At 39.1% G+C, this 25007-nt stretch carries 26 protein-coding genes and 3 tRNA genes; 14 read left to right on the top strand and 15 right to left on the bottom strand.

Translation table 11 applies throughout. The annotated features are described in order from the left end of the window. Positions 1 to 41: 41 nt before the first annotated feature. The 7 genes from tsaD to V4519_04255 all read right to left on the bottom strand — a co-directional run bounded on the left by tsaD (position 42) and on the right by V4519_04255 (position 4368). Positions 42 to 1217 carry a tRNA (adenosine(37)-N6)-threonylcarbamoyltransferase complex transferase subunit TsaD gene (gene tsaD / locus V4519_04285; protein MES2437200.1) on the bottom strand — a complete coding sequence of 392 codons (1176 nt, stop codon included), beginning with the start codon at positions 1215 to 1217 and terminating at the stop codon, positions 42 to 44. 15 nt (positions 1218 to 1232) lie between these two features. Continuing rightward, positions 1233 to 1682 (bottom strand): NUDIX domain-containing protein, encoded by a 450-nt coding sequence (locus tag V4519_04280; protein ID MES2437199.1) that lies wholly within the window; start codon positions 1680 to 1682, stop codon positions 1233 to 1235. Positions 1683 to 1706: 24 nt separating this feature from the next. Beyond that, entirely contained in the window at positions 1707 to 2825 is a 1119-nt protein-coding gene (locus tag V4519_04275; GenBank protein ID MES2437198.1) for a hypothetical protein, read from the bottom strand. Between the two features lie 66 nt (positions 2826 to 2891). Beyond that, the gene (locus V4519_04270; protein ID MES2437197.1) at positions 2892 to 3629 is read right to left on the bottom strand and encodes a hypothetical protein; all 738 of its coding nucleotides are present in this window, start codon (positions 3627 to 3629) and stop codon (positions 2892 to 2894) included. An 89-nt stretch (positions 3630 to 3718) separates the two neighbouring features. Then, positions 3719 to 3791, bottom strand: a tRNA-Val gene (locus V4519_04265). Positions 3792 to 3819: 28 nt separating this feature from the next. After that, positions 3820 to 4251: an NUDIX domain-containing protein gene (locus V4519_04260; GenBank protein MES2437196.1), complete on the bottom strand. Its 432-nt coding sequence runs from the start codon at positions 4249 to 4251 to the stop codon at positions 3820 to 3822. Positions 4252 to 4281: 30 nt separating this feature from the next. Further along, positions 4282 to 4368 (bottom strand) — tRNA-Ser (locus tag V4519_04255). A gap of 96 nt (positions 4369 to 4464) precedes the next feature. Between V4519_04255 and V4519_04250 the strand changes: the two genes are divergently transcribed. The 6 genes from V4519_04250 to V4519_04225 all read left to right on the top strand — a co-directional run bounded on the left by V4519_04250 (position 4465) and on the right by V4519_04225 (position 9672). Beyond that, positions 4465 to 4538: transfer RNA gene (locus tag V4519_04250), tRNA-Glu, on the top strand. 175 nt (positions 4539 to 4713) lie between these two features. Continuing rightward, a complete protein-coding gene (locus V4519_04245; protein ID MES2437195.1) occupies positions 4714 to 7311 on the top strand; it encodes a PQQ-dependent sugar dehydrogenase in 2598 nt (865 codons plus the stop codon). Positions 7312 to 7413: 102 nt separating this feature from the next. Beyond that, complete coding sequence (locus V4519_04240; protein MES2437194.1) at positions 7414 to 8331, top strand: PsbP-related protein; 918 nt, start codon at positions 7414 to 7416, stop codon at positions 8329 to 8331. 112 nt (positions 8332 to 8443) lie between these two features. Beyond that, positions 8444 to 8800 carry a hypothetical protein gene (locus V4519_04235; GenBank protein MES2437193.1) on the top strand — a complete coding sequence of 119 codons (357 nt, stop codon included), beginning with the start codon at positions 8444 to 8446 and terminating at the stop codon, positions 8798 to 8800. A 134-nt stretch (positions 8801 to 8934) separates the two neighbouring features. Beyond that, positions 8935 to 9471, top strand: a complete 537-nt coding sequence (locus tag V4519_04230) for a DUF892 family protein (protein MES2437192.1) — start codon at positions 8935 to 8937, stop codon at positions 9469 to 9471. A gap of 30 nt (positions 9472 to 9501) precedes the next feature. Further along, the gene (locus V4519_04225; protein ID MES2437191.1) at positions 9502 to 9672 is read left to right on the top strand and encodes a hypothetical protein; all 171 of its coding nucleotides are present in this window, start codon (positions 9502 to 9504) and stop codon (positions 9670 to 9672) included. A 52-nt stretch (positions 9673 to 9724) separates the two neighbouring features. On the opposite strand, the gene V4519_04220 is transcribed toward V4519_04225, so the two are convergent. The 7 genes from V4519_04220 to lepB all read right to left on the bottom strand — a co-directional run bounded on the left by V4519_04220 (position 9725) and on the right by lepB (position 16039). Continuing rightward, positions 9725 to 10648 (bottom strand): FAD-dependent oxidoreductase, encoded by a 924-nt coding sequence (locus V4519_04220; protein ID MES2437190.1) that lies wholly within the window; start codon positions 10646 to 10648, stop codon positions 9725 to 9727. A 450-nt stretch (positions 10649 to 11098) separates the two neighbouring features. Then, complete coding sequence (gene ftsZ / locus V4519_04215; protein ID MES2437189.1) at positions 11099 to 12325, bottom strand: cell division protein FtsZ; 1227 nt, start codon at positions 12323 to 12325, stop codon at positions 11099 to 11101. Between the two features lie 106 nt (positions 12326 to 12431). Then, complete coding sequence (gene ftsA, locus V4519_04210; GenBank protein ID MES2437188.1) at positions 12432 to 13607, bottom strand: cell division protein FtsA; 1176 nt, start codon at positions 13605 to 13607, stop codon at positions 12432 to 12434. Positions 13608 to 13635: 28 nt separating this feature from the next. Beyond that, positions 13636 to 14019, bottom strand: a complete 384-nt coding sequence (gene ybeY / locus V4519_04205) for an rRNA maturation RNase YbeY (protein ID MES2437187.1) — start codon at positions 14017 to 14019, stop codon at positions 13636 to 13638. A gap of 10 nt (positions 14020 to 14029) precedes the next feature. Then, positions 14030 to 14263, bottom strand: a complete 234-nt coding sequence (locus V4519_04200) for a hypothetical protein (GenBank protein ID MES2437186.1) — start codon at positions 14261 to 14263, stop codon at positions 14030 to 14032. 21 nt (positions 14264 to 14284) lie between these two features. Next, positions 14285 to 15460 (bottom strand): His/Gly/Thr/Pro-type tRNA ligase C-terminal domain-containing protein, encoded by a 1176-nt coding sequence (locus V4519_04195; GenBank protein ID MES2437185.1) that lies wholly within the window; start codon positions 15458 to 15460, stop codon positions 14285 to 14287. A gap of 6 nt (positions 15461 to 15466) precedes the next feature. Continuing rightward, complete coding sequence (lepB, locus tag V4519_04190) at positions 15467 to 16039, bottom strand: signal peptidase I (protein ID MES2437184.1); 573 nt, start codon at positions 16037 to 16039, stop codon at positions 15467 to 15469. A gap of 76 nt (positions 16040 to 16115) precedes the next feature. On the opposite strand from lepB, the gene pth reads away from it, so the two are divergent. Continuing rightward, positions 16116 to 16745, top strand: coding sequence for an aminoacyl-tRNA hydrolase (pth, locus tag V4519_04185; protein ID MES2437183.1), 630 nt, complete (start codon positions 16116 to 16118; stop codon positions 16743 to 16745). Positions 16746 to 17067: 322 nt separating this feature from the next. Here pth and V4519_04180 read toward each other — a convergent pair whose 3' ends face one another. After that, complete coding sequence (locus V4519_04180; GenBank protein ID MES2437182.1) at positions 17068 to 18210, bottom strand: S1 RNA-binding domain-containing protein; 1143 nt, start codon at positions 18208 to 18210, stop codon at positions 17068 to 17070. Between the two features lie 160 nt (positions 18211 to 18370). On the opposite strand from V4519_04180, the gene V4519_04175 reads away from it, so the two are divergent. From V4519_04175 to V4519_04145, 7 genes are read left to right on the top strand one after another with little or no spacing between them, the layout of a single operon-like run. After that, complete coding sequence (locus V4519_04175; protein MES2437181.1) at positions 18371 to 19009, top strand: MBL fold metallo-hydrolase; 639 nt, start codon at positions 18371 to 18373, stop codon at positions 19007 to 19009. A 6-nt stretch (positions 19010 to 19015) separates the two neighbouring features. Then, complete coding sequence (locus V4519_04170) at positions 19016 to 19429, top strand: hypothetical protein (protein ID MES2437180.1); 414 nt, start codon at positions 19016 to 19018, stop codon at positions 19427 to 19429. 9 nt (positions 19430 to 19438) lie between these two features. Next, positions 19439 to 21919 (top strand): DNA gyrase subunit A, encoded by a 2481-nt coding sequence (gene gyrA, locus V4519_04165; protein ID MES2437179.1) that lies wholly within the window; start codon positions 19439 to 19441, stop codon positions 21917 to 21919. 54 nt (positions 21920 to 21973) lie between these two features. Next, the gene (locus V4519_04160) at positions 21974 to 22504 is read left to right on the top strand and encodes a methyltransferase domain-containing protein (protein ID MES2437178.1); all 531 of its coding nucleotides are present in this window, start codon (positions 21974 to 21976) and stop codon (positions 22502 to 22504) included. A 2-nt stretch (positions 22505 to 22506) separates the two neighbouring features. Next, the gene (locus V4519_04155) at positions 22507 to 23814 is read left to right on the top strand and encodes an extracellular solute-binding protein (protein MES2437177.1); all 1308 of its coding nucleotides are present in this window, start codon (positions 22507 to 22509) and stop codon (positions 23812 to 23814) included. Between the two features lie 2 nt (positions 23815 to 23816). Continuing rightward, on the top strand, positions 23817 to 24503 hold the full coding sequence (locus tag V4519_04150) for a pilin (protein MES2437176.1): 687 nt from the start codon (positions 23817 to 23819) through the stop codon (positions 24501 to 24503). Positions 24504 to 24505: 2 nt separating this feature from the next. After that, the gene (locus V4519_04145; GenBank protein MES2437175.1) at positions 24506 to 24991 is read left to right on the top strand and encodes a pilin; all 486 of its coding nucleotides are present in this window, start codon (positions 24506 to 24508) and stop codon (positions 24989 to 24991) included. The last annotated feature ends 16 nt before the right edge of the window (positions 24992 to 25007 follow it).

Here is a 25007-nt window from a genome sequence, read left to right as displayed (position 1 = left end):
GAGTATAGCAGAAGCAGGGCTATAATTCTAGAGACTGAGGCTTACAAACTTAAATTTCCTTCAGCTTTAAGTTCTTCAGTTGTAGGTCCGTTTTTGAGATAGTTTAAATATCCTGCAGCAGCGATCATAAGCGCATTATCAGTTGCATGGGTAATATTTGGAATCAAAAGTTTTGTTTCAGGAAATTCTTTTACTAAATTCTTAAATGATTCACGAATAAAAGAGTTAGCTACCACGCCTCCTCCAAGGATAAGTGTTTTAACTTCATATGTGTTGAGTACTGTTCGAGCTTTTGCAATAAGCACATCAGTTACTGCATTTTCAAATTCTAAAGCAATTTCCATTTTAATTTCTGGGCTAAGATCTGATGAATATGAGTACTCAGGCATACTATGAAGTTTCTGAGTGAGATAGAGAACTGCAGTTTTTATTCCTGAAAAAGAGAAATCTAAATTGTCTGTACTAATCATAGGTCGTGGAAGTGGCCATTGGGGTTTTATTTTTCGTAGGCGTCCTTCTTGTGCTAGTCGAGAAATTTCCGGACCTCCAGGATACGGCAAATTGAGAAGTCGTGCGGTCTTATCAAATGCTTCTCCCACAGCATCGTCTCGTGTTTTTCCTAGGATCATATAATCCATCCAACCGCGTGCCGCTACAAGCTCAGTATGACCTCCAGAAATAAGTAATGCGACAGCGGGGAATTCTACTTTAGTTTTTGGTTCTAAAAGTGGTGAGACAATATGTCCTTCCATGTGATTGGTAGCTCGAAGTGGGATATTCCATGCAAGGCTTAGTGCCTTTGCAAAAGCGATACCAACCCAAAGTGCTGGTTCTAATCCCGGACCTGTTGTAACAGCAATAAGATCAATAGGTGGTTTTTGATAGGTTGTAATCAATTCTTTTACCGCATCGTATAAACCAGTCTCTCGTTCTAGCATTGTTTGAAGCTTTGTTTCAAATTCAGGATCAAGAAGTATAGGAGCTGGAAGTGCGAGCTTTGCATCTTCAAGAGCCTTTTTCAAAAGTGGAACTAAATTTTTTGCATGTTCGCGTTTTGCCAATGTAGGATACACGCCGCCAAATTCTGCATGCATTTTTGCTTGCGAAAAAAGAGCATCACCTTTAATAGTGAATTGAGGTGCATCCAAACGACCATCTGCTTCTATAATGCAGACTGCTGTTTCATCACAACTTGTTTCAATGCCGAGAATTTTCATTACGTAATTTTGTGCTTAATCTTGTTTAATATAAAACTTTTTTTGAAGATAATTTTCTATGACCATAAAACTAGGGAAGTATCGTGGTTGCGGTAAATCTGAAAGATCAAACCAGCCCCATTCTACCATTTCATCAGGCTCCATAACTTTTGCTTCACCAGTCCATTCTCGTGCTATGAGTCCTACGGTCATAAAGTGGGCATGCTCATTACGGCAATTGTGCACAGAAATCACTTCGGGATTTGTAATATCAATGTCAGTTTCTTCTTTAACTTCACGAATGGCACCAGTTTCAAATGATTCACCCCAATCAAGTTTGCCACCAGGAAGTGACCACTCACCAGCGCTTCTAAATGCAGAGTCTGCTTTATCTGGATCAGGATGTCGTTTGCCGAGCAAAATTTTTCCGTCTTTATTTAAAATAATGACTCCAAAACCAGCTCCAACTCTTTTTTTCTCTTGCATATAGTTTGTTCTATGAAGTAAATATTACACGAGCAACCAAATACTATGCACCCATAGTATCATAAGACCTCCTTGAAGGAGAGCTAAAGCTATAGCGAGAAATTCATGTTTTTCTAATTCTTCTGAGCTGACTGCAAGCATAAGGGCAAGAGGGAATCCTACTATCATGTAGCGCAACGATCCTGCGAATGTTCCTGTTAATGGGTTAAATAATAATAAAAGCACAGTAAACACAAAATATTCGAGCTTTATTTTTTTGTAGCTAAATACACATAATGCAATAGCAAGAGCTACAAATAGTAAGGATATCTTGTCATGGATGTTCCCTTTTATGAGTGCTACAAATGCGGTAGTAAGAGGATCACTATATGAATGCCCCCATGAGTGCTGTTGTAAATGTGAATAAGCAAAGAAGTCACCAACTTCTTTAAGAGTGTAAAAGCCATAAAGCACTATTCCAATGAGAGGAGAGAATAGAGCTAATGCAGAAAGCTTAATTTGTTTTCCATAGATAATAATAAGTGCAGGAATAATTAGTATTGCAAAAGGTTTTGTAAGTCCCAAAAGGATTCCAAAGATTCCAACCCAAAGCCACTTGTTTTTTCGCGCATTATAAAAACAGAGTAATGCTAAAAGAAGAAAAAGTGATTCTGCAAATATTCCAGAAAATACAAATGCAGCTGGAAGTAAAAATAAATATTTTAAAGATCTCTTTGTAACTTGTTCTGAATAATCTAATTTTATGAGTTTATAAAAAACCCATGCGGCTGCAATAAAACAGACATTTGAAACTACTAATCCGGCAATGAAAATATTTTGAGTTAGGAAAGATACTAATTTGATACAGAGAGAGTAGAGAGGGAAGAACGCATAGTTTGATTCTAGATATGAATTAAAAGGAAGTACTGCAGAATACCCATGTTGAGCAATATCCAAATACCATTTGCTATCCCATACTGCCCAAATTTTAAGAAGTGCGTTGCTCGTATATTCTGAACGCCAAGCTGCTTCCGGAATAGTAAGTGTTTTTACTGCAATAAAACCAAGAACACTTAGAATAATTCGTGAGAAAATAAATAGCTTCAGAATGTACCAGAGTTCAGCTGGAATTTTTTTTAGGTATTTTTGCGGAGTAGAAAACATTGAGATGATGTAATACTGGTTAGTATCTCATTTTAGTATAAAAAAACCACTGTTACGTGGTGGGCATTATCGAATGCCGGGAGCGAATGCTACACCGACAGTGAGCGAAACCGTTTGGGCAGGTTGATTTCCAGCAGCTGGTAGATCAACCGATGCTTCGCCCTTTGAAATGCTAATCAATCCGTCATCGTAGAGGTAGGGAACCCCTTGATGAGCAACCTCGAATGGTGTGGCAAGTGCACGGGTGACGAATCCATGCTGTAACTCGCTCTGACCCACGTAGGGCACTCGCTTTCCCGTTACCAGGTTGAGTGCCGTTTGTGGATTGGTCTGCATGTCCTTAAACAGACCGATGTCGCACCGCTCGAATCGCGGAATGCGGGAGAATCCGTTCACGGAAACCAATCCTCCGCGATCAGTTCCCGTTGCAACGGCTAAATCTACCTGCTCAATCGGTCCGTCGAAGAACTCACGCACCTGCAGGCGGCCCGTGTTCGGTCCCCGCGTGGTTGTTGTTGCCGGCACGATCTTGTTGATCGGACGGAGCATTATCCCGTCCTTCGGGACTTGCTCCCAGATACGAGCATAGGCGTATTGGTAACTTTCGCCCTCTGGGAACGTTTGGGCGCAGGTGGTAATCGAACCACCGTTGTTGGCACGACTAGCTAGCATGACTCCGAAGCAGAGCCCCCCAAGTCCGTCGGGCAGCTTCACCGTGGCGATGAGCACTGCTTCGTAAAGCGGGGAGGGATTTGTGGGCGCCTTATTTTTTTGCGCCCACTCCCACAATTGTAGTTCTGACATGGTTGTACCTACCTTTCATTCATTGCGAGGATGTTCAAGACTGGGAGTAAAATACAATAGATTATTAAATAAGTCAAATACAGATTTTGTGGGCGGTAGAGGATTCGAACCTCTGACATCAACAACGTCAATGTTGCGCTCTACCAACTGAGCTAACCGCCCGTAGGGTCATTTAATCACACAAAAGATACTATGAAAAGATTTCAGGCAACTCACTCAGAGCCTTTTTGAAAACTAAGATATCTCCTGGATTACTTAATATATATTCAGCAACACGAGGTTCAACCCAGCGAGCATCCGTATTATCTGGGTCGATAGGTTTCACATCAGTTCGTGAAGCTTTAAAAATAAATAGATGGATCGTTTTATTGCGATCATGGTCATAGCCTCGTTCAGGATCAAATGTTGGGCGGGAATAGGAAGGGACAGATTTAATAAGTGTAAGATCGGCTTTGTCTAACCCAGTTTCTTCTTTTATTTCACGGAATGCCGCAGTCACAATATCTTCTCCGTTTTCAATATGACCTTTAGGGAACGACCAGGTAAGGCCTTTGTTGCAGACCACTAATACCTCGTGTGAGGGATTAAATATTATTCCACCTGCGCACTGTTCTTCGTTCATGATGTATCTTGCTATCACCCCATTATACAGCGGAGGAGGAGGGATTTGAACCCTCGATGAGTTTTACCCCATGCCGCGTTTCGAATGCGGTGCCTTCAACCTCTCAGCCACTCCTCCAGAATTTATTATCGTTGTATATGGCCTAGATTAACACTTTTTGCTTTTTTCTCAAAAAATGTTATATTCTTTCCACGGCTCATCTGAGCTTTAACTGGCCCCATCGTCTAACCTGGTTAGGACACGAGCTTTTCAAGCTTGTAATCCGGGTTCAAATCCCGGTGGGGTCACCCTGGCAAAACCCAGCATACTCTATGCTGGGTTTTGTATATATTATATATAGTGTATGTAAGCTCAGGGGTATTTTTGCGTCTTATTCAGTATATAGTACGTTAAACCAAGATTAAGGCAGAAAATGAACTTCTCCTGTTTCTTTTATTTATAAAATCATTAGTATTGACGCATATGAATTCATTATTAAAAGTAGCATTGCTCTCATTGAGTGCAATGATTGTTAGTACGGTTGTTCTTCCAACACCTGTATCAGCAGTCGAAATTCCTGCTGGATTTCAGATCGAGACCTTAGCAGCCGGCCTTGATAAACCCACAACCATGGCCTTCACTCCAGATGGACGTGTATTTATTGCTGAAAAGGAGGGGAAAGTGAAAGTGTATAAAAATGGAGCAATTCTAGCCACTCCACTTATTACTCTTACTGATATCAACTCTGTGAGTGATCACGGAATTTTGGGAATTGCAGTTGATCCACAGTTTGCAACAAATGGATATGTATATCTCTCATATACCTATGAACCAAATCCTGCAGATATCTGGGCACAAAAGACAGCTCGAATTGTGCGAATTAAAGTTATTGGTGATGTTGCTTCAGAATCAAGTAAAGTAGTTATTGTTGGAAAAGTGAGTGGTACTGCTGCTCAGCCTTCATGTGATTATTTTCCAATTGATGCCGATTGTATGCCCTCTGATTCTCCAAGTCATAGTGCAGGAGGACTTCGATTTGGTCCTGATGGAAAACTCTATGCAACTATCGGTGACGGAGCCGGTTTTGAAAGTGTTGATCCACGCGCATTGAAATCTCAGAATATTGATAACCTTGCTGGAAAAGTTTTGAGAATTAATACTGATGGAACAGCTCCTACTGACAATCCATTTTATAATGGTAATGTAAATGCAAACCGCTCAAAGGTATTTGCGTACGGATTTAGAAATTCATTCCGATTTAACTTCCGACCAACAACTGGCGCTCTCTACGCTGGTGAAGTGGGATGGAAACTCTTTGAAGAAATTAACGTTGTTAAGCGAGGCTCCAACTATGGATGGCCATGCCGAGAAGGATTCATAAAGCAGGATGAATACAATTGTCCTGTAACTGGATACACTGATCCATTGTTTGCTCTTGATCACAGTCCAGGAACTGCCGCAATTACAGGAGGATCATTCCCAACACAGAATGTATATCCAACTGAATACATGCAAAATTACTTTTTTGCTGATGTAACTGGAAATGCTATGTATCGAATGGTTGTAAATCCAAATGATACGTTGGTATCTGTAGAAAAGTTTTTTGACAATGCTATGGGACCTGTAGATATAATCACTGGCCCAGATGGAAAAATTTACTATCTAACTATTTATGACGGAAAGCTTCGAAGACTCAGTTATTCAACAGCAAACCGAGCTCCAATAGCAAAGATCACCGCTACTCCACTTACAGGTGCAGCACCGCTCGTTGTAAATTTTTCAAGTACTGGATCATCAGATCCTGATGGAAATCCATTGACCTATGTATGGAACTTTGGTGATGGAACAAATTCTACTTTAGCAAATCCTGCACATACCTATGCTGCAAACGGAAACTATACTGCAAGTCTTACGGTAAATGATGGAAAGGGTGGAACAAATACTCAAGAATTAGTTATTCGAGTAGCTCCTTCTGATGCAAATAATATTGTACCAAAGCATGTAAAGACTGTTGTTAGTCCTGTGCCTACCTATATTGGTGGTGATGCAATAATTACAACAACTGTTTCAAACTCAGGAGCAGCCAATCCTATGATAGTTGATATCGAAGTCTACAATACTGCAGGAGAACTAGTAGCTCAAAAAGTACTTGAAGATGTCACAATTCCAACTAATGGAACTAAAGATTTTGTCTTCACATGGTTCCCAGACAATATTGGAGACTATCGTGTAACTGTTGGATTATTCCAAAAGAACTGGGCAGGACTTTATGAATGGACAAATGAGGCTTTGAAATTTAATGTTCAAAATCGAGCCCCAGTGACTCCACCAACTCAAACTCCATTTAAGCTTGAGCTAGGAAATGTTGTTGTGACTCCAATTCCTGGAAAAGCAGGTGAGCCCGTTGCAATTAATGTTGATGTTAGAAATTCTGGTGGGGTAGGAACAGGTCTTGTAGATATTGAAGTATATAAAGATGGAGTACAGGTTGGTCAGAAATTTACTGATAACGTACTCTTTGCTCAGAATGAACTTCAGCACTTTACCTACAATTTTACACCTGCAACAGCTGGTACCTATAAAGTATCAGTGGGACTCTTCAATCAAAATTGGCAAGGTGCGTTCTCATGGAATGCTGATGTCTTTGATATTGCTGTAACCACCGGAACAGTAACTCCACCACCTGCATCAAGTACCTATGTATTTGAAAATGCATTGGCAGCTGGATGGGAAAACTGGTCATGGGATACTACTGCATCATTCACTGATAAGATTGCCGTAACTCACAACTCTGTATGGGCCGGATTTTTCCTCCATAGCAATGGATTCAGTACTATTGGAAAAAATACTCTCCATTTTGAAATTACTGGACAGGCAGCTGATTCTGCTGCAATGCAGGTTCTCGTATACGGTGAAAATGGAAATGTGATTGCGACAAAGGGATTGAGTGGAAACAAAGTATATGACATTGCTCTTACTGAACTTAATGCAGCAAACAAATTAATTACTGGAATTGCTTTCCAAGGTCAAACCGGAGTGAAGCCAAAGCCATTTACTCTCGACAACATTAGTTTCAAATAATAGTTCTCGAAACTAAATTAAAACAAAAACCATCTTACACACAGTAGGATGGTTTTTGTTTTGTATGAGTGTGATATTGTAGAGGTATCACTATATATCTTCATGGATTCATCAATAAATAGAAAAGGAATGGTACGAGGAATGTTTTATGGATTTTTTGTGGGGTTACTCATGAGTGCTGTTGCTTCACAAATCTCTGGAGTTTTAGCATTCATAACACTCATTGTAATTACTGCTGCGGGAACAATGATAGGAGCTCGAACAAAAAAGTTTGAGTTGGCTGATACCGTAAATATGGAGCGATTAACCACCCAGGAGAAAGTACTTACTTGGGTTTTTAATTTCCTCGTAAGTCCTATTATCGTTGGTGCTGTATTGTATTTCATGTGGCATAAGACACATCCTGCTAAAGCTAAACAAGCAAATAGAATTTCATTCATTGCAATGTTTATCCTGCTTGCAATTGGCTTTACGTTTCAATTTTATGCAAAACCGCTTCTTGTAGAAAAAGCACTTGAAAACAGAGGATTTTCAGTACAGCAGTCAGATAACTTAGAAAACTCTTTTACAGATCAAGAAGATAAATACGAAATTACATTTCCACAAGATTGGACTCAAATTAATGGAGGTGGTTATGATGTTGCAGCATATGACACTCGAAATGAAGACACTATTATTGGAGTTCAAATTATGGATTTGCCCGTGAATTTTACAACTACAGAGGGAGAATTTGTAAATTCTCTAAAGAATGATCCTAAAAGATATGAGAACAGTTTGAGAAGTACTTTTCCAGATGCTCAGTTTATTGAAAGCTATGTAGTTAAAGTAGACGGACGAGATGCATACTATGTAAAGTTGAATGCAACAACTGAAAAGGGAATGAAAGCGACAATAAGTAATTATATCTTTGATTATAATCTAAAGATTTTTCAAATCATTTCTGTTTCAAGTGAAAAGAACTTCCCACTGGTAGAGAACAGCATTAAAGATACGGTTCAGTCTGTTAAGTTTCTAAAGTAGCAAGTACTAATTCTTGCTATTTATAGGCGTATCAAATTATTGACAAATACGCTATTTTGTGATATTATGTATTTTGAGTGAGTAGTCTAGTCTTTTTTACAGGAAATGGCTGATGCGACTTCGTGACTATCTCTGCGTTCTTTTCCTCTCCGTATCTGTGTTGCTCACTGGTTGTGACATCTATGTGCCTAAAAACACACAGCCCACGCCAGCACCACTGAGCATGACCGAATCGGTCACCATGACACCTACCTTCAACAATGACACTGGTCAAACCGTCATCGTCACTGTGGGTAGTGAGTACTACATGTTCGGCCAGGGATTAAATCCCTTCAAGATCGTTGTACCAGCAGGTGAATCTTCGGTGTCCCTCCCCATGATGACTCAGGACTGTAGTTTGAAAGGAACCCTCAAGATTTCCTTCTACACCGGTCCCGTCATGAAACTGGAGTTCATCAAAGATGAGTAACACATACAAAGGAGTTGAGAAAAAGTCGGCCCCATGAGACAAAGACCCCCGTCTGCGTTTTGTGGGGCTTTGTCATTGTAAGCTCTCCTATATTTCTTCGTCATGAATTGTGTTATACGTTTAATATAAATCTTATGAAATACAGTTCACTCGAAGACATTTTTATTCTCAAACTTAAATCACTCTATGATATTGAGCATGAGATTATCAAAGCTTTGCCAAAGATGGCCAAGAAAGCTTCAAGCCCAGATTTGAAAGCAGCTTTTACCGAGCATTGTGAACAAAGTATAGGACAGAAAGAACGTTTGGAAGAAGCATTTGAAATCCTTGGAAAGAAGCCTCAAAAGACAAAGGTTGAATCAATTAGAGGGCTTGTAGAAGACGCAAAATGGCTCATGGATGAAGATATGACGCCAGAAGCTCTTGATGCATCTCTTATTGGTGCAGCGCAGTATGTAGAGCATTTGGAAATGGCTGGATATGGTACGGCACGTGCATGGGCTGAACAATTGGGCTATGATGATGTTGCCGAGCTTTTGGGTGAGACACTTACTGAAGAAGAAGAGACTGATCAGAAGCTTAGTCAGCTTGCAGAAGATGCAATGAATGTAGAGGCTTTTATGAAAAGTGATAAAGATGAAGATATAGATGAGGAAAAAGAGGCAGATTAATTTTATTTATTAAATTAAACAAATATATTTATGGCAAAAGATGATGATGCAGTTATTGGGACAGATGATGTAGACGATGCTGGCGATGTTGTTGAATCGGAAGAAATAGGTTCAATGCCAGAACTTGATAACGATGGCGAAATGGAAGAAAATAATATATCATCAGGGCCAATTGCCGGGCAAGCTCCAGATAACATGTAATAATAAAAAACCCTCGCAAATACATTTTGAGAGGTTTTTTATTGGTTAGATTTTATCGTTTGAGATGAAGATAGATATAAATATCTTCGAGAGCCTTCACTGCATCTCCTGCCGCAATATTATTTTGATGATAGATACCATCGGTACAATCTCCAGCTGCCCAGATTCCTTCAACAGAAGTTCGCTGAGTGCGAGGATCTACAACAATGTGTCCGTAGGTATCAAGATTTACCACACCTTTCATGAGATCAGTATTTGGAAGTAATCCGATTTCCACAAAGATTCCGGAAACAGGAAGTGAAATAGTCTCGCCAGTATTTCTGTTTTTATACACAATGCCATTTACAAACTTGTCACCCTTAACTTCGAGAATATCAGTATGGGTAATAGCTTTGAATTTTGGATTCTTGAGAAGAGCATCAACAGTAATTTGATCTGCGCGAAATTCATTACGAGTAAGAAGGGTTACTGATTTGCAGTATGCCAAAAGCTGAGCTGCAGATTCAAATGCTGCGTTTCCTCCGCCAAGCACTACCACATCCATATCAGCAAAAAGGGGACCATCACATGATGCACAATAGGTAAGACCTTTATTATCAAATTCTTCTGCACCAGGAACTTCAAGTTTTCGTCTTCGACTTCCTACGGTAGTAAGCACAGTTTTTGCTCGGAAGGTTTCTTTATCTGTGGTGATTACAAACTCATTTCCTTCTTTAACTACTGAGTTGGTCCAATGACCTTTTTTGATATCTAAAACATCTCCCTTGTAGGCTTCAAGATGTGCTTCAAAGTTTTTTGAAAGATCAGTTCCAGAAATAGAAATAGTTCCAATCCAATTTTGAATATGCTCTGAAACAGAACTTTGATTTTGGAAGTCATTGGTAATGAGCACGGTCTTAAGGCGCTTTCGAGCAGCATAAACACCTGCAGCTACTCCAGCTGGTCCTCCTCCAATGATTGCGAGATCGTATGTCATAGTTTGTATAGTATATAACAAAGCACTTATATATCAAAGTATAAAAGTTTTGCCCACCAACGCGGTCGCGAAGGTGGGCTGTGTCCAATATGCCGTGGACGTGTGCGGCTTACTTCCAGTGCTCGATCTTCTCTCTCGCAACCTTAGCTCTACGCTCGTAGGTTTCGAGAGACAGATCGGTGAAGGGATCGGGAGGTTCTTTTGACAGGTGAGACAGCATTCGTTGTGCGCTGTCTAGCCGAGCCGTCCAAACCCGTCGACGCCAAGACCTAAACCAAGCTTTTGCTATGGAAGCACATGCGAGGCTTCGCACCGTGATCGACTGGGGAATCATCATGGCAACCTCGTGGGTGAGTGTATGGAAAGACCTAAGTACATATTTATTATATCATAAATATTCATAAAATCAAGTAACAAAAAAGCCCTGAAGTTTAGTCAGAGCTTTTTGTTTTATTTAATCTTTGATCTTCGGAGGAAAGCGGGAATTGCACCCCAGTCATCATCGTCGTTATTTTTCTTTTCATCAACAGGTTTTGGAGCTTCTCGCATATCCTTATTAACTGGGTTAATTGGATTTGGAGTTACACTGTTGTAGATTCGTCCTCGCTCTTGAGCTGGAGGAATAACTTGTCGTTCAGGAACTCGTTCTACTACAGGTTCTGAAACAGGAACTTCACGCTGAGCAGGTATTACAGTTTCTTGAAATACTCCTCGTCGTCCTGCTTCTGGGAAACCTGAAGCAATAACAGTTACTTTAAGTTCATTTTTCTTGAGCTTTTCATCTCGAACTGTACCGAAAATAATCTTTGCATTTGGATCAACAGATTCTGTAATGATCTTAGCTGCATCCTGAATTTCAAACATTGTTAGATCGTCACCACCTGCAATTGAGAAGAGAACTCCTTTCGCACCGTGGATTGAAAGATCGAGAAGTGGAGAATTGATTGCTCCCTTTGCTGCTTCTTCTGCGCGCTTTTCACCACTAGCCATTCCGATACCCATAAGAGCAGAACCTGCATTGTCGAGAATTGCTCGGATGTCGGCGAAGTCTACGTTGATAACTCCAGGAGTTGTAATAAGATCAGAAATACCTTCTACCGCTTGCTTTAGGATTTCATCACAGAGCATGAATGCTTGCTTTGCTGTAGTGTCTTTCGCAATGGTATTTAGAATTCTGTCGTTAGGGATGATGATAATAGCATCCACTGATTTCTTGAGTTCTTCAATACCTTGTTCTGCAAATCGCATTCGCTGCTGTCCTTCAAAGAAGAAAGGCTTTGTAACCACTGCAACAGTAAGTGCTCCCATTTCTTTTGCTACCTTTGCTACCACTGGCATAGCACCTGTTCCAGTACCTCCTCCTTTTCCTCCAGCAAGGAAGATCATATCAGCACCCTTAAGTGCTTCTTGGATCTCTTCTTTAGTTTCTTCTGCAGCTCGTTTTCCAAGCTCAGGGTTCATACCGGCACCAAGTCCTCGAGTTACATTTTTTCCAATGTGGATCTTTCGTTTTGCGAGAGAGTTGTGGAGGTCTTGAGCATCGGTGTTGATAGCAACGAATTCTACACCCTTAACCTTAGAGTTAATCATATGGTTAACAGCATTTTTTCCGGAACCTCCAATACCTACTACCTTTATACGTGCAAATGATTCAACTTCGGGTTTTACTTGTGGCATGATTTCTTGACTGGTTAGTCTGCTTTTTGTTCATACATCATACTATACGGAGTCATAAAAGAAAAACACTTGAAGTTATTTCTTTTCGTGCTGTAATTTAATTGTATTATGGTAAAAACTGCTTAATCCACGCGAGAAAACTATTTTTTGTATTTACGGCAATCTTAATTCCAAGAGAAGGCTCATCTCCTTGAGTAAATCCAAGGATGCACAATCCATAAGCAACAGACCAGGTATTATTTTTGAGTCCACGAGTATCTCCATCGAAAGACACTTGGCCAATCTTTGCTGGAAGCTTAAGTGAAAGTCGTGCGAGTTCTTCGATGCTTTCTACACCTGAGCCACCACCCGTCATAATAATTCCTGCTGGCAATAATCCATTGCGACCAATCTTTTTTAAATGTGTTTCAATAAGTTCAAAAATATCACTGAGTCGTGCATCAATAATTTCTTCTAGTTTCTTTTTAGAATAATTTACATTTGTAGCAACTCCGGTTTTTAATGCCTCTGCTTCTTCTAATGAAACTTTAAGACCAAGTGCAATGTCATGAGTAATATCTACAGAACCGAGAGGAAATACTTCAAGAGATATTGGAATGTTATTTTCAAAGACGACAAGTGATACTGTTTCTGATCCAATGTTTGCTAAGATACATCCAGCTATTTTTTGAGTTTTTGAAAGGGCAACAAGACTTGATGCAAGTGGACTCGCCATAACATCATCAACTTCGATTCCAATATCTCCAAGAACTTGAATAAGATCATTTAGATGTTGCTCAAGACAAGTAATAAAAAGCGTTCGCGACTCAAGCTTCATACCACGCATTCCTTGAGGTCGGCCCAATACAACTCGTCCATCTATTTTGTATGAAACAGGAATAGAATGAATAATCTTTCTATTCATTGAAAGGGAATTGGGAAGTTCATTTTCACACGCTTCTAAAGCCTTCTTTACATCAAGGTCAGTAATCTCTGAGTCACCTCGAGAAACTATTACAGAGCTTTGTGCGATAGTGCCATTTACTCCAAGTCCACCAATAGATACAAACGCTCGTTTGATTTCTATTCCAGATGCTTTTTCTGCTTGTCGCACAGCTTGTCGAATACTTTTTGCTGCATCAGCTGCACTCATCACGTAGCCGTGACGTAATCCTTTTGTTTCAGAAATACCTGTACCAATAATTTTAGGAAATGGTTTTTCTTTTCCACGAACAAGCTCCGCAACCACCACTTTTACATGATGTGTGCCTACGTCTATGCCTACTGTAATATTGCGAGCCACGTGATAATTAGAATGAGATTGGGTTTAGTTAAATTCCAAAAAGTGTGCGGAATTTTTCCTCCTCAGCTTCCATTCTACTACCATGATCGAATCCTTTCAAATGCACCAAACCGTGGATAAATAAAAATGCGAGATAATTTTCGTATGTTCGATCAAAATCAGGTGCTTCTTTTTTTGAATATGTAGGACAAATAAAAATTTCACCTGTGTGTGCATCAAGCGGGAAACTTAAAATATTTGTTGGCTTATCTTTGCCGCGACTCTTCATATTTATTTCATGCATTTCTTTTTCTGAAACAAATACAAGAGAAAGCTCATACCCATTTCCGAGTATTGCTGTTTTCATGTCGGCAAAAGGCAAGCTTGGAAGCTTGCCTTTTGTTTTATTGAGAAGCGTAAACGCGCTATCCATTACGTTAGTATTATCGAGACTGATCGGTCACTTTGCCCAATTTCACTTGAATTTCATGAGCTGTTCGGCGACGGATTGATTTTAAGGTTCTCTTCTTCTTAACATAGCGAGATTCTGACCGCTCTGCATAACGAAGGCCTCGAACTCGCATAAGAACTCCAGATCCTTGTACCCGCTTTGTAAAGCGCTTTAAAAGGTTGGTTGCGTTTTCGTTGTTATTTTTCTGTACTTCAACGTTTATCATATAGGAATGTAGATTAGCACATCAAATAAGTTTACGCAAATAGTCTGCAATAGCATCAATTTTAACAGTTTCCTGAGATCTATTGTACATTTCACGCACAAGGACTGTACGCTCCATACTCTCTTTTTGACCCATAATAAGAATATAGGGAACATTGAGGTTTTCAGCGCTAGAAAGCTGGGCTGTAAGCTTGTCTTTGGTAAGCGCATGGTAGATTGGAATATTCGCTTCACGCAAAATTTCTATGAGCATCAAACTACGCATTTTTGCTTCTTGACCCATTTGAATAAAGAAGAATTTTGGCTTAGGTAATTTCTTTGCAGCTTTTGGTTCTTGTTTATTAATTGATACAACAGCACTAATGCCTTGAATATCTTTTTTAAGTCCCAAGCGTTTTGCCAATCCTCCCCAGCGACAGCCACTTGCAACCACAATACGCTTTTCGTTTTCTGTAGCATATATTCTGAAGATAGTATGCGACGCAAAGTTATGACCATCGATCAAACAACTATTAATCGAATAGAGAATATTCGACATTTCGAGTTGTTCTAAAATTTCTTTTAGATGAGTTCGTGAAGGTTCAGAGAGATAATTTATTGCCTTTGGAGCATTATTTTTAATCGTCTGACATTTTTCATGTGTACATGTAATAGCTGCAAACACATCTTTTTTCAAAACTTGCTTACATTCTGGATCAAGTTCGTTGAGATGTTTTTTAAAATAGTTTGTTAATTCACGATTAAAACGAGCAAGAGAATCTTTATCTCCAATACTATTTATTTCTAATTCTAAATTTTCAAATCCTTCTTTTCGTGCAATTTCATATGCTGTTTTAATAACAGTAGCATCAGAAATAGGACGAGTGGTTCCTATGATATCGAGACAGCATTCATGTCGAGTGCTTTTTTTATCAGTAACAATTCGATCTCGGAATAGTGTAAAAGGCAGATGACCAAGATTTTTTACTACGTGCTGTCGAAGAACTGCCAACTCTTCATCTGGTTTAACATGCGGAGTGATAGCTATGAGATCATCAACATCAAGATTTTTCAGCGCGTCAATATCACTTTTTTCTACAACAATAGGACTAATGTAATTAAAACCATAATAGAGAGCAATTTCAAATGCTTTAGTTATATTATGAGAGACCCAATATTCCACACTTGGTTTCACTTTATCTATTGATCGTTGTGCCATTAAAGATTAAAGGTTAAATTCCCCTGGGAAAACACTTATTTTATTCAATGGGAAGAGACGGATAAAAGGAGTTCCTACAATAAGTTCACGAGGAAGCGTTCCCCATGATCGTGAATCTGAGCTTTGCCGTCTGTTATCGCCCATAACGAAATATTGATCATCTTTAAGAGTCACGCGTAGTGAATCTTCTTTTTCATTCGCAAATGAAATGTATGGTTCACGAAGTTTTAATCCATCAGGATTTGCATCATTAAATATTATTACTTGAGTTCCATCAATCTGAACTGTGTCACCAGGAAGACCAATTACTCGCTTGATAAAGTATTTTGTTTCATCCTTAGGATACTTAAAGATAACTACATCACCGCGAGCAGGATCATTGAGGTGATAGCTCAATTGATCAACAATAAGATATTCACCAGTTTCGTAAGCAGGATCCATAGATGCTCCACTTACAATGAAAGGTTGTGCTATGAAAAGTCGGATAGGCAGTACGATTAAAAGAGCAAACAGTGTAAATTTTATTATTTCACCCCAGAAACTTTCTTTTTTAACTTCATTATTATTTTCAGGATTCATTTGTTTATTTATTGAGCATAATTTTAATACATGGATCTATTTGACACAAGAGACGAATCAGTGACACAATATTATTATGTCATATATTATTGTTGGACTCGGAAATCCTGGTGAAGAATATAAAGATACTCGTCACAATGCTGGCCGAATTGTTTTAGAATATTTTGCACAAAAGCATGCTCTACCAGAATTTAAACAGCATATAAAAAGCAAAGCTCTTGTATCTAAGGGAGAGATTACTGTTGGGAATACTACAGAGAATGTTGAGTTAGTTGAGCCAAATAATTTTATGAATCGTTCAGGTTCGAGTGTTGCAACACTTGCAGGAATCGGAATGCTCACGTCAAAAGCAAGTGCAACTAAGAAAGCGCACAACATTATTGTGATTTATGATGATTTAGATTTGCCATTAGGCAGCATTAAGATTTCATTTAATAGAAGTTCTGGAGGACATAGGGGAGTTGAATCAATTATCAAATCAGTGAAGACGCAGGAATTCATTCGTGTGCGAGTGGGAATATGCCCTCTAACACCTGCTGGCAAGCCCAAAAAGCCTCAAGGTGAAACGGATGTTGAGAAGTTTATCATTGGGCCCTTTAAGAAAAACGAACTCGAAGAACTCAATAAAATAGCCAAAGATGTTGCTGAAGCTCTTGAACTAATTATGTTTGAGACCAAAGAGCGAGCAATGGAGAAGTTTAATTAAATTTTATATAAAAAATCACGTTGGTGGGACGTGATTGCTCGGCGGCTGTGCCGGCATGATGACAGGGAATCCATATGACTTCGGTTCTTTGCGTTCGCAAATCTTAACCAAGATCGCAAGTATAGCCATCATCACCATAAAACCGCAGAGTAGAGCAGTGCCTTTTAGTACGACAATCAGCATCTCGAAGCAGTCATTGGCAGAAAACATGAATCGCATGGAATTCTCCTTCTAACCAGAAGATTACTCAAATAGATATCTAAGTCAATAAAACAAAAACCTCTCATAATTATGAGAGGTTTTTGTTTTCGAAGTAAAGAAATTATTTCTTAGCTTCTTTTGTTGAATATGAGAGCGCCATCTTTTGTTCCTTTGGATCAAAGAGCGTGATCTTGAAGTCATAACTCTTTCCAAGCTCTAATGCTTGTCGGAGCTTTTCTTCACTACCAAATTCTGAGATATGAACAAGTCCTGCGATTCCTTCTTCAATAGATGCTAATGCGCCGTGCTTATTGTATTTAATAATAACGCCCTGCACAGTATCATCTTTTTTATACTTAGCTGTAGCCTCTTTCCAAGGATTCTCTTTAAGAGCTTTGATAGAAAGTGATACTTTGTTATCTTTGATTTCAATAACTTTTACTTTCACTTTCTGACCTACCTTGAAGAGCTGCTTTGGATCTTCAACAAGTGACCAATCGATTTCTGAGATGTGAACAAGTCCTTCAAGTCCGTCTTCGATTTTCACGAATACTCCGAAGTCTACGATTCCTGTTACTTCACCTTCTACATCGTCGCCAATCTTGTACTTACCAATGATCTTTTCTTTATCTTTTTCCTGGAGATTCTTTTCTGAGAAGATAAGTTTTCCTTCTTTTGGAAGCGCTGAAATAATAGATACTTCAATGCGTGTTCCAACAAGTTTCTTAAGTTCTTCTAGAATTCTGTCTTTGTCACCATCAGCAACACGTGGGTAGTGTTCAGCCTTAAGCTGTGAGGCAGGGAGAAAGCCCTGAATACCTTGCCAGTTGATGATAAGACCTCCTTTGTTTGCTTCAGTAACTGGAAGTTCGAAGATTCGTCGATCTCGGATAGCATCGTTTGCTTCGCCCCAGATCATTGCTTGCTTTGCTTCTTTCAAAGAAAGCTCAATATATCCTTCGGCATTGTTGGTATCAACAACTTTTGCACTTACGCGGTCTCCTAGGCCAATTTTCTTGATAATATCTCGAGCTGCGATAAATTCACGGCCATAGATAATACCAGTTGAGTATGGATGGAGGTCAATAAAGATTGAGCTCTTTTCAATACCAATAACTGGTCCTTCAACGATATCTCCAACTGAAGGGGGAGTCATAGACTCAGACAAGATTTTAGACATCTGTGTCTCCTTCTTTGGTTTTACTTCCTTCTCTTCTTGTGCGATTACAGGTTCCTCTGTAACCTCAGTGGTTTTTGTTGCCATAGTTAAATGTGGTTCACGGTCTAGGCTTACTTTCGTGACTATCGAGCCTAGGATTACGCTTTGCCAGTGCTAATAAAATGACTCAGCTACTATACAGGAAAATAAGGAAAAGTAAAGGTATTAAGGGGATGTGAAGTTTCTATGTAATTTGCTATACTATATGCATATGATCGTTACATATCACGGAAATCAATTTTTTAAGTTACAGTTTGGCGACATGGTGGTGGCGGTAAATCCTATCTCAAAAGATTCAAAGCTAAAAACAGCTCGTTTTGGTGCGGATATTGCCCTTATTTCTATTAATCACGAAGATTTTAATGGTGCTGATCAGCTTGGTTTTGGTGATAAACAACCTTTTGTTGTTACCGGTCCTGGTGAGTATGAAATTAAAGGAGTGTTTATAAAAGGCTTTCCTTCAGAATCAAATTATGGAGGTGAAAAGAAGATTAACACTGTATATACCCTGAATTTAGATAGTATAAATATTTGTATTTTAGGAGCACTTGATAGTGTGGCACTCACTACAGAAGCAAAAGAAGCAATGAATGAAGTAGATATCTTATTTGTCCCTATGGGAGGTAATGGGGTGTTGTCTCCTGCGGATTCTTATAAATTAGCATTACAGTTTTCTCCAAAGGTGATAATTCCAATGGGCGCTGACACTGGCGATAAGGACTCACTCAAGGTATTCTTAAAGGAAGGAGGTGGTGATGCGGTAAAACCGATAGATAAACTTACGATTAAGAAAAAAGATTTAGAAGGCAAAGAAGCCGAAATTGTAGTACTATCTATTAGTTAACTACGTATGCGAAAATATATTGATTCGTTAAGTGAAAAGCCAGACCACAAGAAAAAGCAAATAGCATTTGCTGTTTCATCGGGATGTATGGTTGTTATTGCTGGAATTTGGCTCATGACGTTTTCAGTACGATTTTCTCCACTCTATATTTTGACTCGTGTAGATGAGATTGAAGCTTCTCAAGAAGAGTTTGTTCAAGAAGCTCAACGAAGTCAGGCCGCATCACCATTTGAATCTCTACAAAATAACTTAGATGTGGGTTTTGAGGATCTTATGAAATCAAACGAAGCAGGAGTTCAAGTTGAATCCTCAACAAATAATATCCCTCAACAGCAAGATTCATTTATTTCAAACGATGTTATTATTACTGATCCAGGTCAGGTAGACACCGACTTATCCGATTACTCATATACCTACTAACAATATTTTATGGCAGAAAAACCGAACAAAAAAACTGAAGGGGAACCGTCTGTACCTGAAACTCGAATTAATGTAGTTGATAGAAGTATTATTAGTGAAATGCGTGATTCGTATATCGATTACGCTATGTCAGTTATTACTGATCGAGCCCTTCCTGATATTCGAGACGGATTAAAGCCTGTACAACGACGTATTTTGTTTGTAATGCATGAACTAGGCCTTACAGCCGGAGCAAAGTTTCGAAAGTGTGCAAAGATTGCCGGAGATACTTCAGGTAACTACCACCCTCACGGAGAAACAAACGTATACGGAGCGCTCGTAAACCTTGCTCAAGATTTCGGTATGCGCTATCCACTTATTTGGGGCCAAGGAAACTTCGGATCTATCGACGGAGATTCACCAGCTGCTATGCGATATACCGAAGCAAAGATGTCACGAATTACTGCTGAACTTCTACGTGATATCACAAAAGAGACTGTTGATTGGCGTCCAAACTATGACAACACCTTGAAAGAACCTATGGTGCTTCCAACTGCTGTGCCCAATCTTCTATTAAACGGAACGCTTGGAATTGCCGTGGGTATGGCAACAAACATGCCTCCACACAATCTTCGAGAAGTTGTGGATGCAACTATGCACCTTGTAGATAACAAAGATGCTACAACAGAAGATCTTGTACAGTTTATTAAGGGTCCCGATTTTCCAACAGGAGGAACTATTTATGGTGAAAAAGAAATTCATCATGCATATGCAACTGGTAAGGGGGGAATCGTAACTCGAGGAGAAGCTGAAATTATTGAAAACAAATCAGACAACTTTCAAATTATTATTACCTCAATTCCATATCGAGTTAATAAGGCAAACCTTATTATGTCGATTGCGGATTTAGTACGCGACAAAAAGCTTGAAGGCATTAAAGGTCTTCGAGATGAATCAACAAAAGACATCCGAATTGCTATTGATCTAAAATCTGGAGCAAATCCACAGAGTGTTTTAAACTTTTTATACAAACACACTCAGCTTGAAGAAACATTCCACTTGAATGCCGTGGGCCTTATTGATGGAGTGCCACAAACACTTTCTCTTAAATCTATTCTCCAAGAATTCGTTAAACACCGAATTAGTGTTATTCGACGACGAACAGAATATGATTTACGAAAAGCCGAAGAACGAGAGCACATCTTAATTGGTCTCAAGAAAGCTCTTGATCATATTGATGAAATTATCAAACTCATCAAGAAATCAAAAGATACTCCCACAGCTCATGCCAACTTGATGAAAGAGTTCAAGTTTTCAGAACGACAGGCAACTGCTATTTTGGAAATGCGATTGCAAAAACTTGCAGGTCTTGAACGTCAGAAACTCGAAGATGAACTTAAAGCTATTCAGGCACTTATCAAAGACCTTCGAGATATTCTTGGAAATCAGAAGCGAATTCTTACTATTATTAAGACAGAACTTTCTGAAATTAAAGAAAAGTATGGTGATGATCGACGAACTCGTGTTGTAAAGAGTGCTGCGAAGTCATTCTCAGAAATTGATCTTGTATCAGATGAAGAAGCCGTACTTGTGCTTACATCTGGAGGTTATATCAAGCGCACAGATCCAGAAGAATACCGCAAGCAAAAGCGAGGTGGTGTGGGTGTAGTTGACCTTGATACAAAGGAAGAGGATTTTGTAACTCAGCTTATTACAACAAATACTCACAGCGATCTTTTGTTCTTCACTGATAAAGGTAAGGCATACCAGATGAAAATGTATGAAATTCCTGAAGGCCGACGAGCTACAAAGGGTAAGTCTATTATGAACTTCTTAGCAATCGAGCAAGGCGAGCGTGTTACATCTATTTTGCCTATGCCAAAGGAAATTAAGAATAGTTCTGTTTCACTTCTTATGGTAACTCGTGATGGTATTGCAAAGAAAGTTGCTGGAGAAAGCTTCCATGACGTGCGACGATCTGGAATTATTGCTATCAAACTTGCTCCTCAAGATCAGCTTATTTCAGTATCATATGTAGATAAGGGTGATGACATGGTTGTTATTACTTCTAAGGGCCAATCTATTCGATTTAAGGAGTCTGATGTGCGAGAAATGGGCCGTGGTGCAGCTGGAGTAACTGGTATGCGACTCGATAAGGGTGATGCTGTTATTGGTGCTGATGTTGTGAAGAAAGATTTCAAAAACCCAGAACTTCTCGTGGTTATGGCAAATGGATACGGAAAGAAAACAGATCTCAAGGAATACAAAGTTCAGAAACGAGGTGGATCTGGTATTAAAACTGCTCAAGTTACCACAAAAACTGGTGATGTTATTGCCTCAAAGGTTGTAGCTCCAGGCGAAGAAGAATCAGAACTTGTAGCAATGTCTAAGAAGAGTCAGGTAATTCGTGTGGATATTAAAGAAATTCCATCATTAGGACGACAGACTCAGGGCGTTCGAATTATGAAAATGCGAGAAGGTGATGGTATCGCAAGTGCGGTGGTTCTCTAGTGTTGATAACTATTCCTTATATATTTATGCTGAGGCTGCTATAATAGAAATATTATGGCATTTTCAGATCCGCAAAAAAATATTGATAGTTTAGGTTTGGCTGAAGGATCGTATGTTGCAGATCTTGGAGCTGGTTCGGGATTCTATACACTAGCTGCTGCTCATACCGTGGGTGCTGGCGGAAGAGTATATGCAATCGATGTGCAGCAAGAATTACTTACTCGCATTAAAAGCTCTGCTCATGCAGCTCACTACACAAACGTTGAAATAATTCACGGTGATATAGAACGGCTCGGCGGAACTCGACTTAAAGATCAATCTATAGATGTTGCATTTGTATGCAACATACTATTTCAAGTTGAAAAGAAGGATGATTTTATTATTGAAGTAAAGCGAATCTTGAAATCAGGAGGAAGAGTTCTTGTTGTCGATTGGGCAGAGTCATTTGGAGGCCTTGGACCACATCCAGATCATGTGGTTACTGAAGATGTGGCTACGGAGCTTTTTAAGAAACATGGATTTGTATCTGTGAACACCATGGATGCAGGGGATCATCATTATGGGTTTGTCGTAAGAAAAAATTAACAATGTCTAAATTTCAGATTGTAGTATTTGGAATATTTATAGCAGCAGTGGCAGGTGGTCTTACGTTGTTTGCCCTTTATAAAGGAGGGACAAAGGACACTACCTACAATGTAAAAATCTGGGGAACTCTTGATGGAGGAATGGTAAGTGACTATCTTAAAATTGCGCAAGCTTCATCAAATGAAGAATTTACATTTACTTACCGTCAGCTTCGTCCTGAAACAATGTATCAAAATTATGTTGAGTCCCTTGTAAGTGGGACAGGTCCAGATATTTTGTTACTTCCACACGACATGGTTTGGCTATTCAAGAGTAAAATCACTCAGATTCCATACGATAGTTATCCGGAAAAAGAGTTTAAAACAACATTTATTCAAGAAGGTGAACTATACTTAGATTCAACAGGAGTTTTGGCATTACCATTTGCTGTAGATCCAATGGTTATGTATTGGAATAGAGACATATTTACTAATGCGCTTATTTCTACTCCTCCAAAGTATTGGGAAGATTTTCTAGCATTGCCATTGGAACTTACTAAAAAAGATGCAGCCACAAACATTATCCAGAGTGCTGTGGGACTAGGGGAATATACTAATATTACTCATGCAAAAGAGACATTGAGTCTTCTTATGATGCAAGCAGGTAATCCGATTACTGTTAAAAATAATGGTAATCTTCGAGCTACACTTACAACAGCAGCTTCTTCAAATGCATTATCACCTGCAAACTCGGCATTATCGTTTTACACGCAATTTGCTAATCCTATAAAGCAGGTATATAGCTGGAATCGATCACTTCCTGATGCAAAAACATATTTCACTTCAAATAGATTAGCTGTGTATTTTGGCTTAGCAAGTGAATTTAGGGAAATTAGTATTCGAAATCCAAATCTTAATTATGATGTTGCAGTTATTCCTCAACGTAAACCTCAGACAGGAGTTGCTGCAAACAATATGACCTATGGAAAAATGTCGGGATTATCTATCGCACGAAGTACACGAAATCCTGCTGCTACAATGAAAGCTATGCGATTGCTTACATCAGCTAAACTAATCCCAACTTGGGTGAAGCAAACTACATTACCTTCAGTACGAAGAGATTCATTAGGAATTGATGCTAGTAAAGCTGAATCAAATATTTTTGCTACATCAGCACTTATTTCTCGAGGGTGGCTAGATCCTGATTACAAAAAGTCTGCGATTATTTTCAAAGATATGATCGAGTCAGTAACTTCAAATCGAATGGGAGTTGAGAATGCTATTCAACAAGCCCATGGAGAAATGGTGGATTCAATTTCGGCTGTAAAATAAATATGAAAAAAATCACGTTCACATCAGTAATAAGTTTTTGCTTCGCAGTCTTCCTTTTGGTTGGAGTTCCACTTATTGCACAAGCTCAGCTCTCAGCAATAATTCCTTGTAATGGAACTCAATATTCTGGTGAAGCAGAAACAGCATACCAAAAGGTATATGATGAACATGCTCAATTTAATGTGGGAGGAGAATACATTCCAGCCAATAGATTTAAGATAAATAAAGGTACTCCACCAGATCTTAGAAACAATGTTAGTCATGGAGTAGATTATGATGTTACCTATACAGGTGAGACATATGATTACAATGGTACAGTTCTTACAAAAGGGCAAACAATAAAAGCTCGATTTGAAGGTGTTGACCCATCTGATGGGGCGGCAGATGATGCACTTACTGCTGCTAATGATAAATATAAAGAATGTGGTTTCAATGATGTTGTAATTCTAATACAAAATCTTATCAATGTGATGTTTACGATTTCGATTCCACTCACCGTAATTGCATTTACCTATGTGGGAATTTTGTTGCTCACTGCTGGCGGCAATGCTTCAAAAGTTACGCAGGCAAAAGAAATTGCCGGCAAAGTAATGATTGGATTTATTATTATTCTTTCTGCATGGTTAATTGTCTATTTAATTACTTCAACATTCTTGAGTGATGAATTTAATATGTTCTTAAAACCATAATTATGAAAAAATTCTGTAAAATATTAGCTGGGTTGCTATTTATGCTGCTGGCTATTACGTCAGTAGGTCAGAGAAATGTATATGCTGTTGATGCAGTAACACCTCCAGCACCGCCTGTTGTCACTGGAGGTGAGGAGCCCACTGTTCCAGGTGGTTTGCCCGATGTTGCTTTAGATAATCCTTTTGATGATGATAGCGGAATAGGGAACTTATGCGATCTTATTAATCAAATTCTAAATATTGTAGCTGAGATTGGAGCAATTGTAGGAGTGTTATTTATCATTTGGGCGGGATTCCTGTTCATTAAAGCTCAAGGTAAACCTGAAGAAATTCAGAAAGCAAAGAGTACGTTCTATACAACGGTTATTGGATTGGCAATTCTTTTAGGAGCATCTGTTATTGCAAAAGTCGTATTTAATACAGTTTCAAGTATTACAACAAGCTTCAATCCAGGAGCAAGTATTTGTGCAGCACCCGAGGCAGATTAACATGGTTTAAATACTA

The organism is Patescibacteria group bacterium, from assembly GCA_040387855.1.
Lineage (GTDB): Bacteria > Patescibacteriota > Minisyncoccia > Phycocordibacterales > JAKAEA01 > JAZKCY01.
Note: the sequence above shows the minus strand (reverse complement) of the source record. Positions and strands in the feature narration are given on the sequence as shown.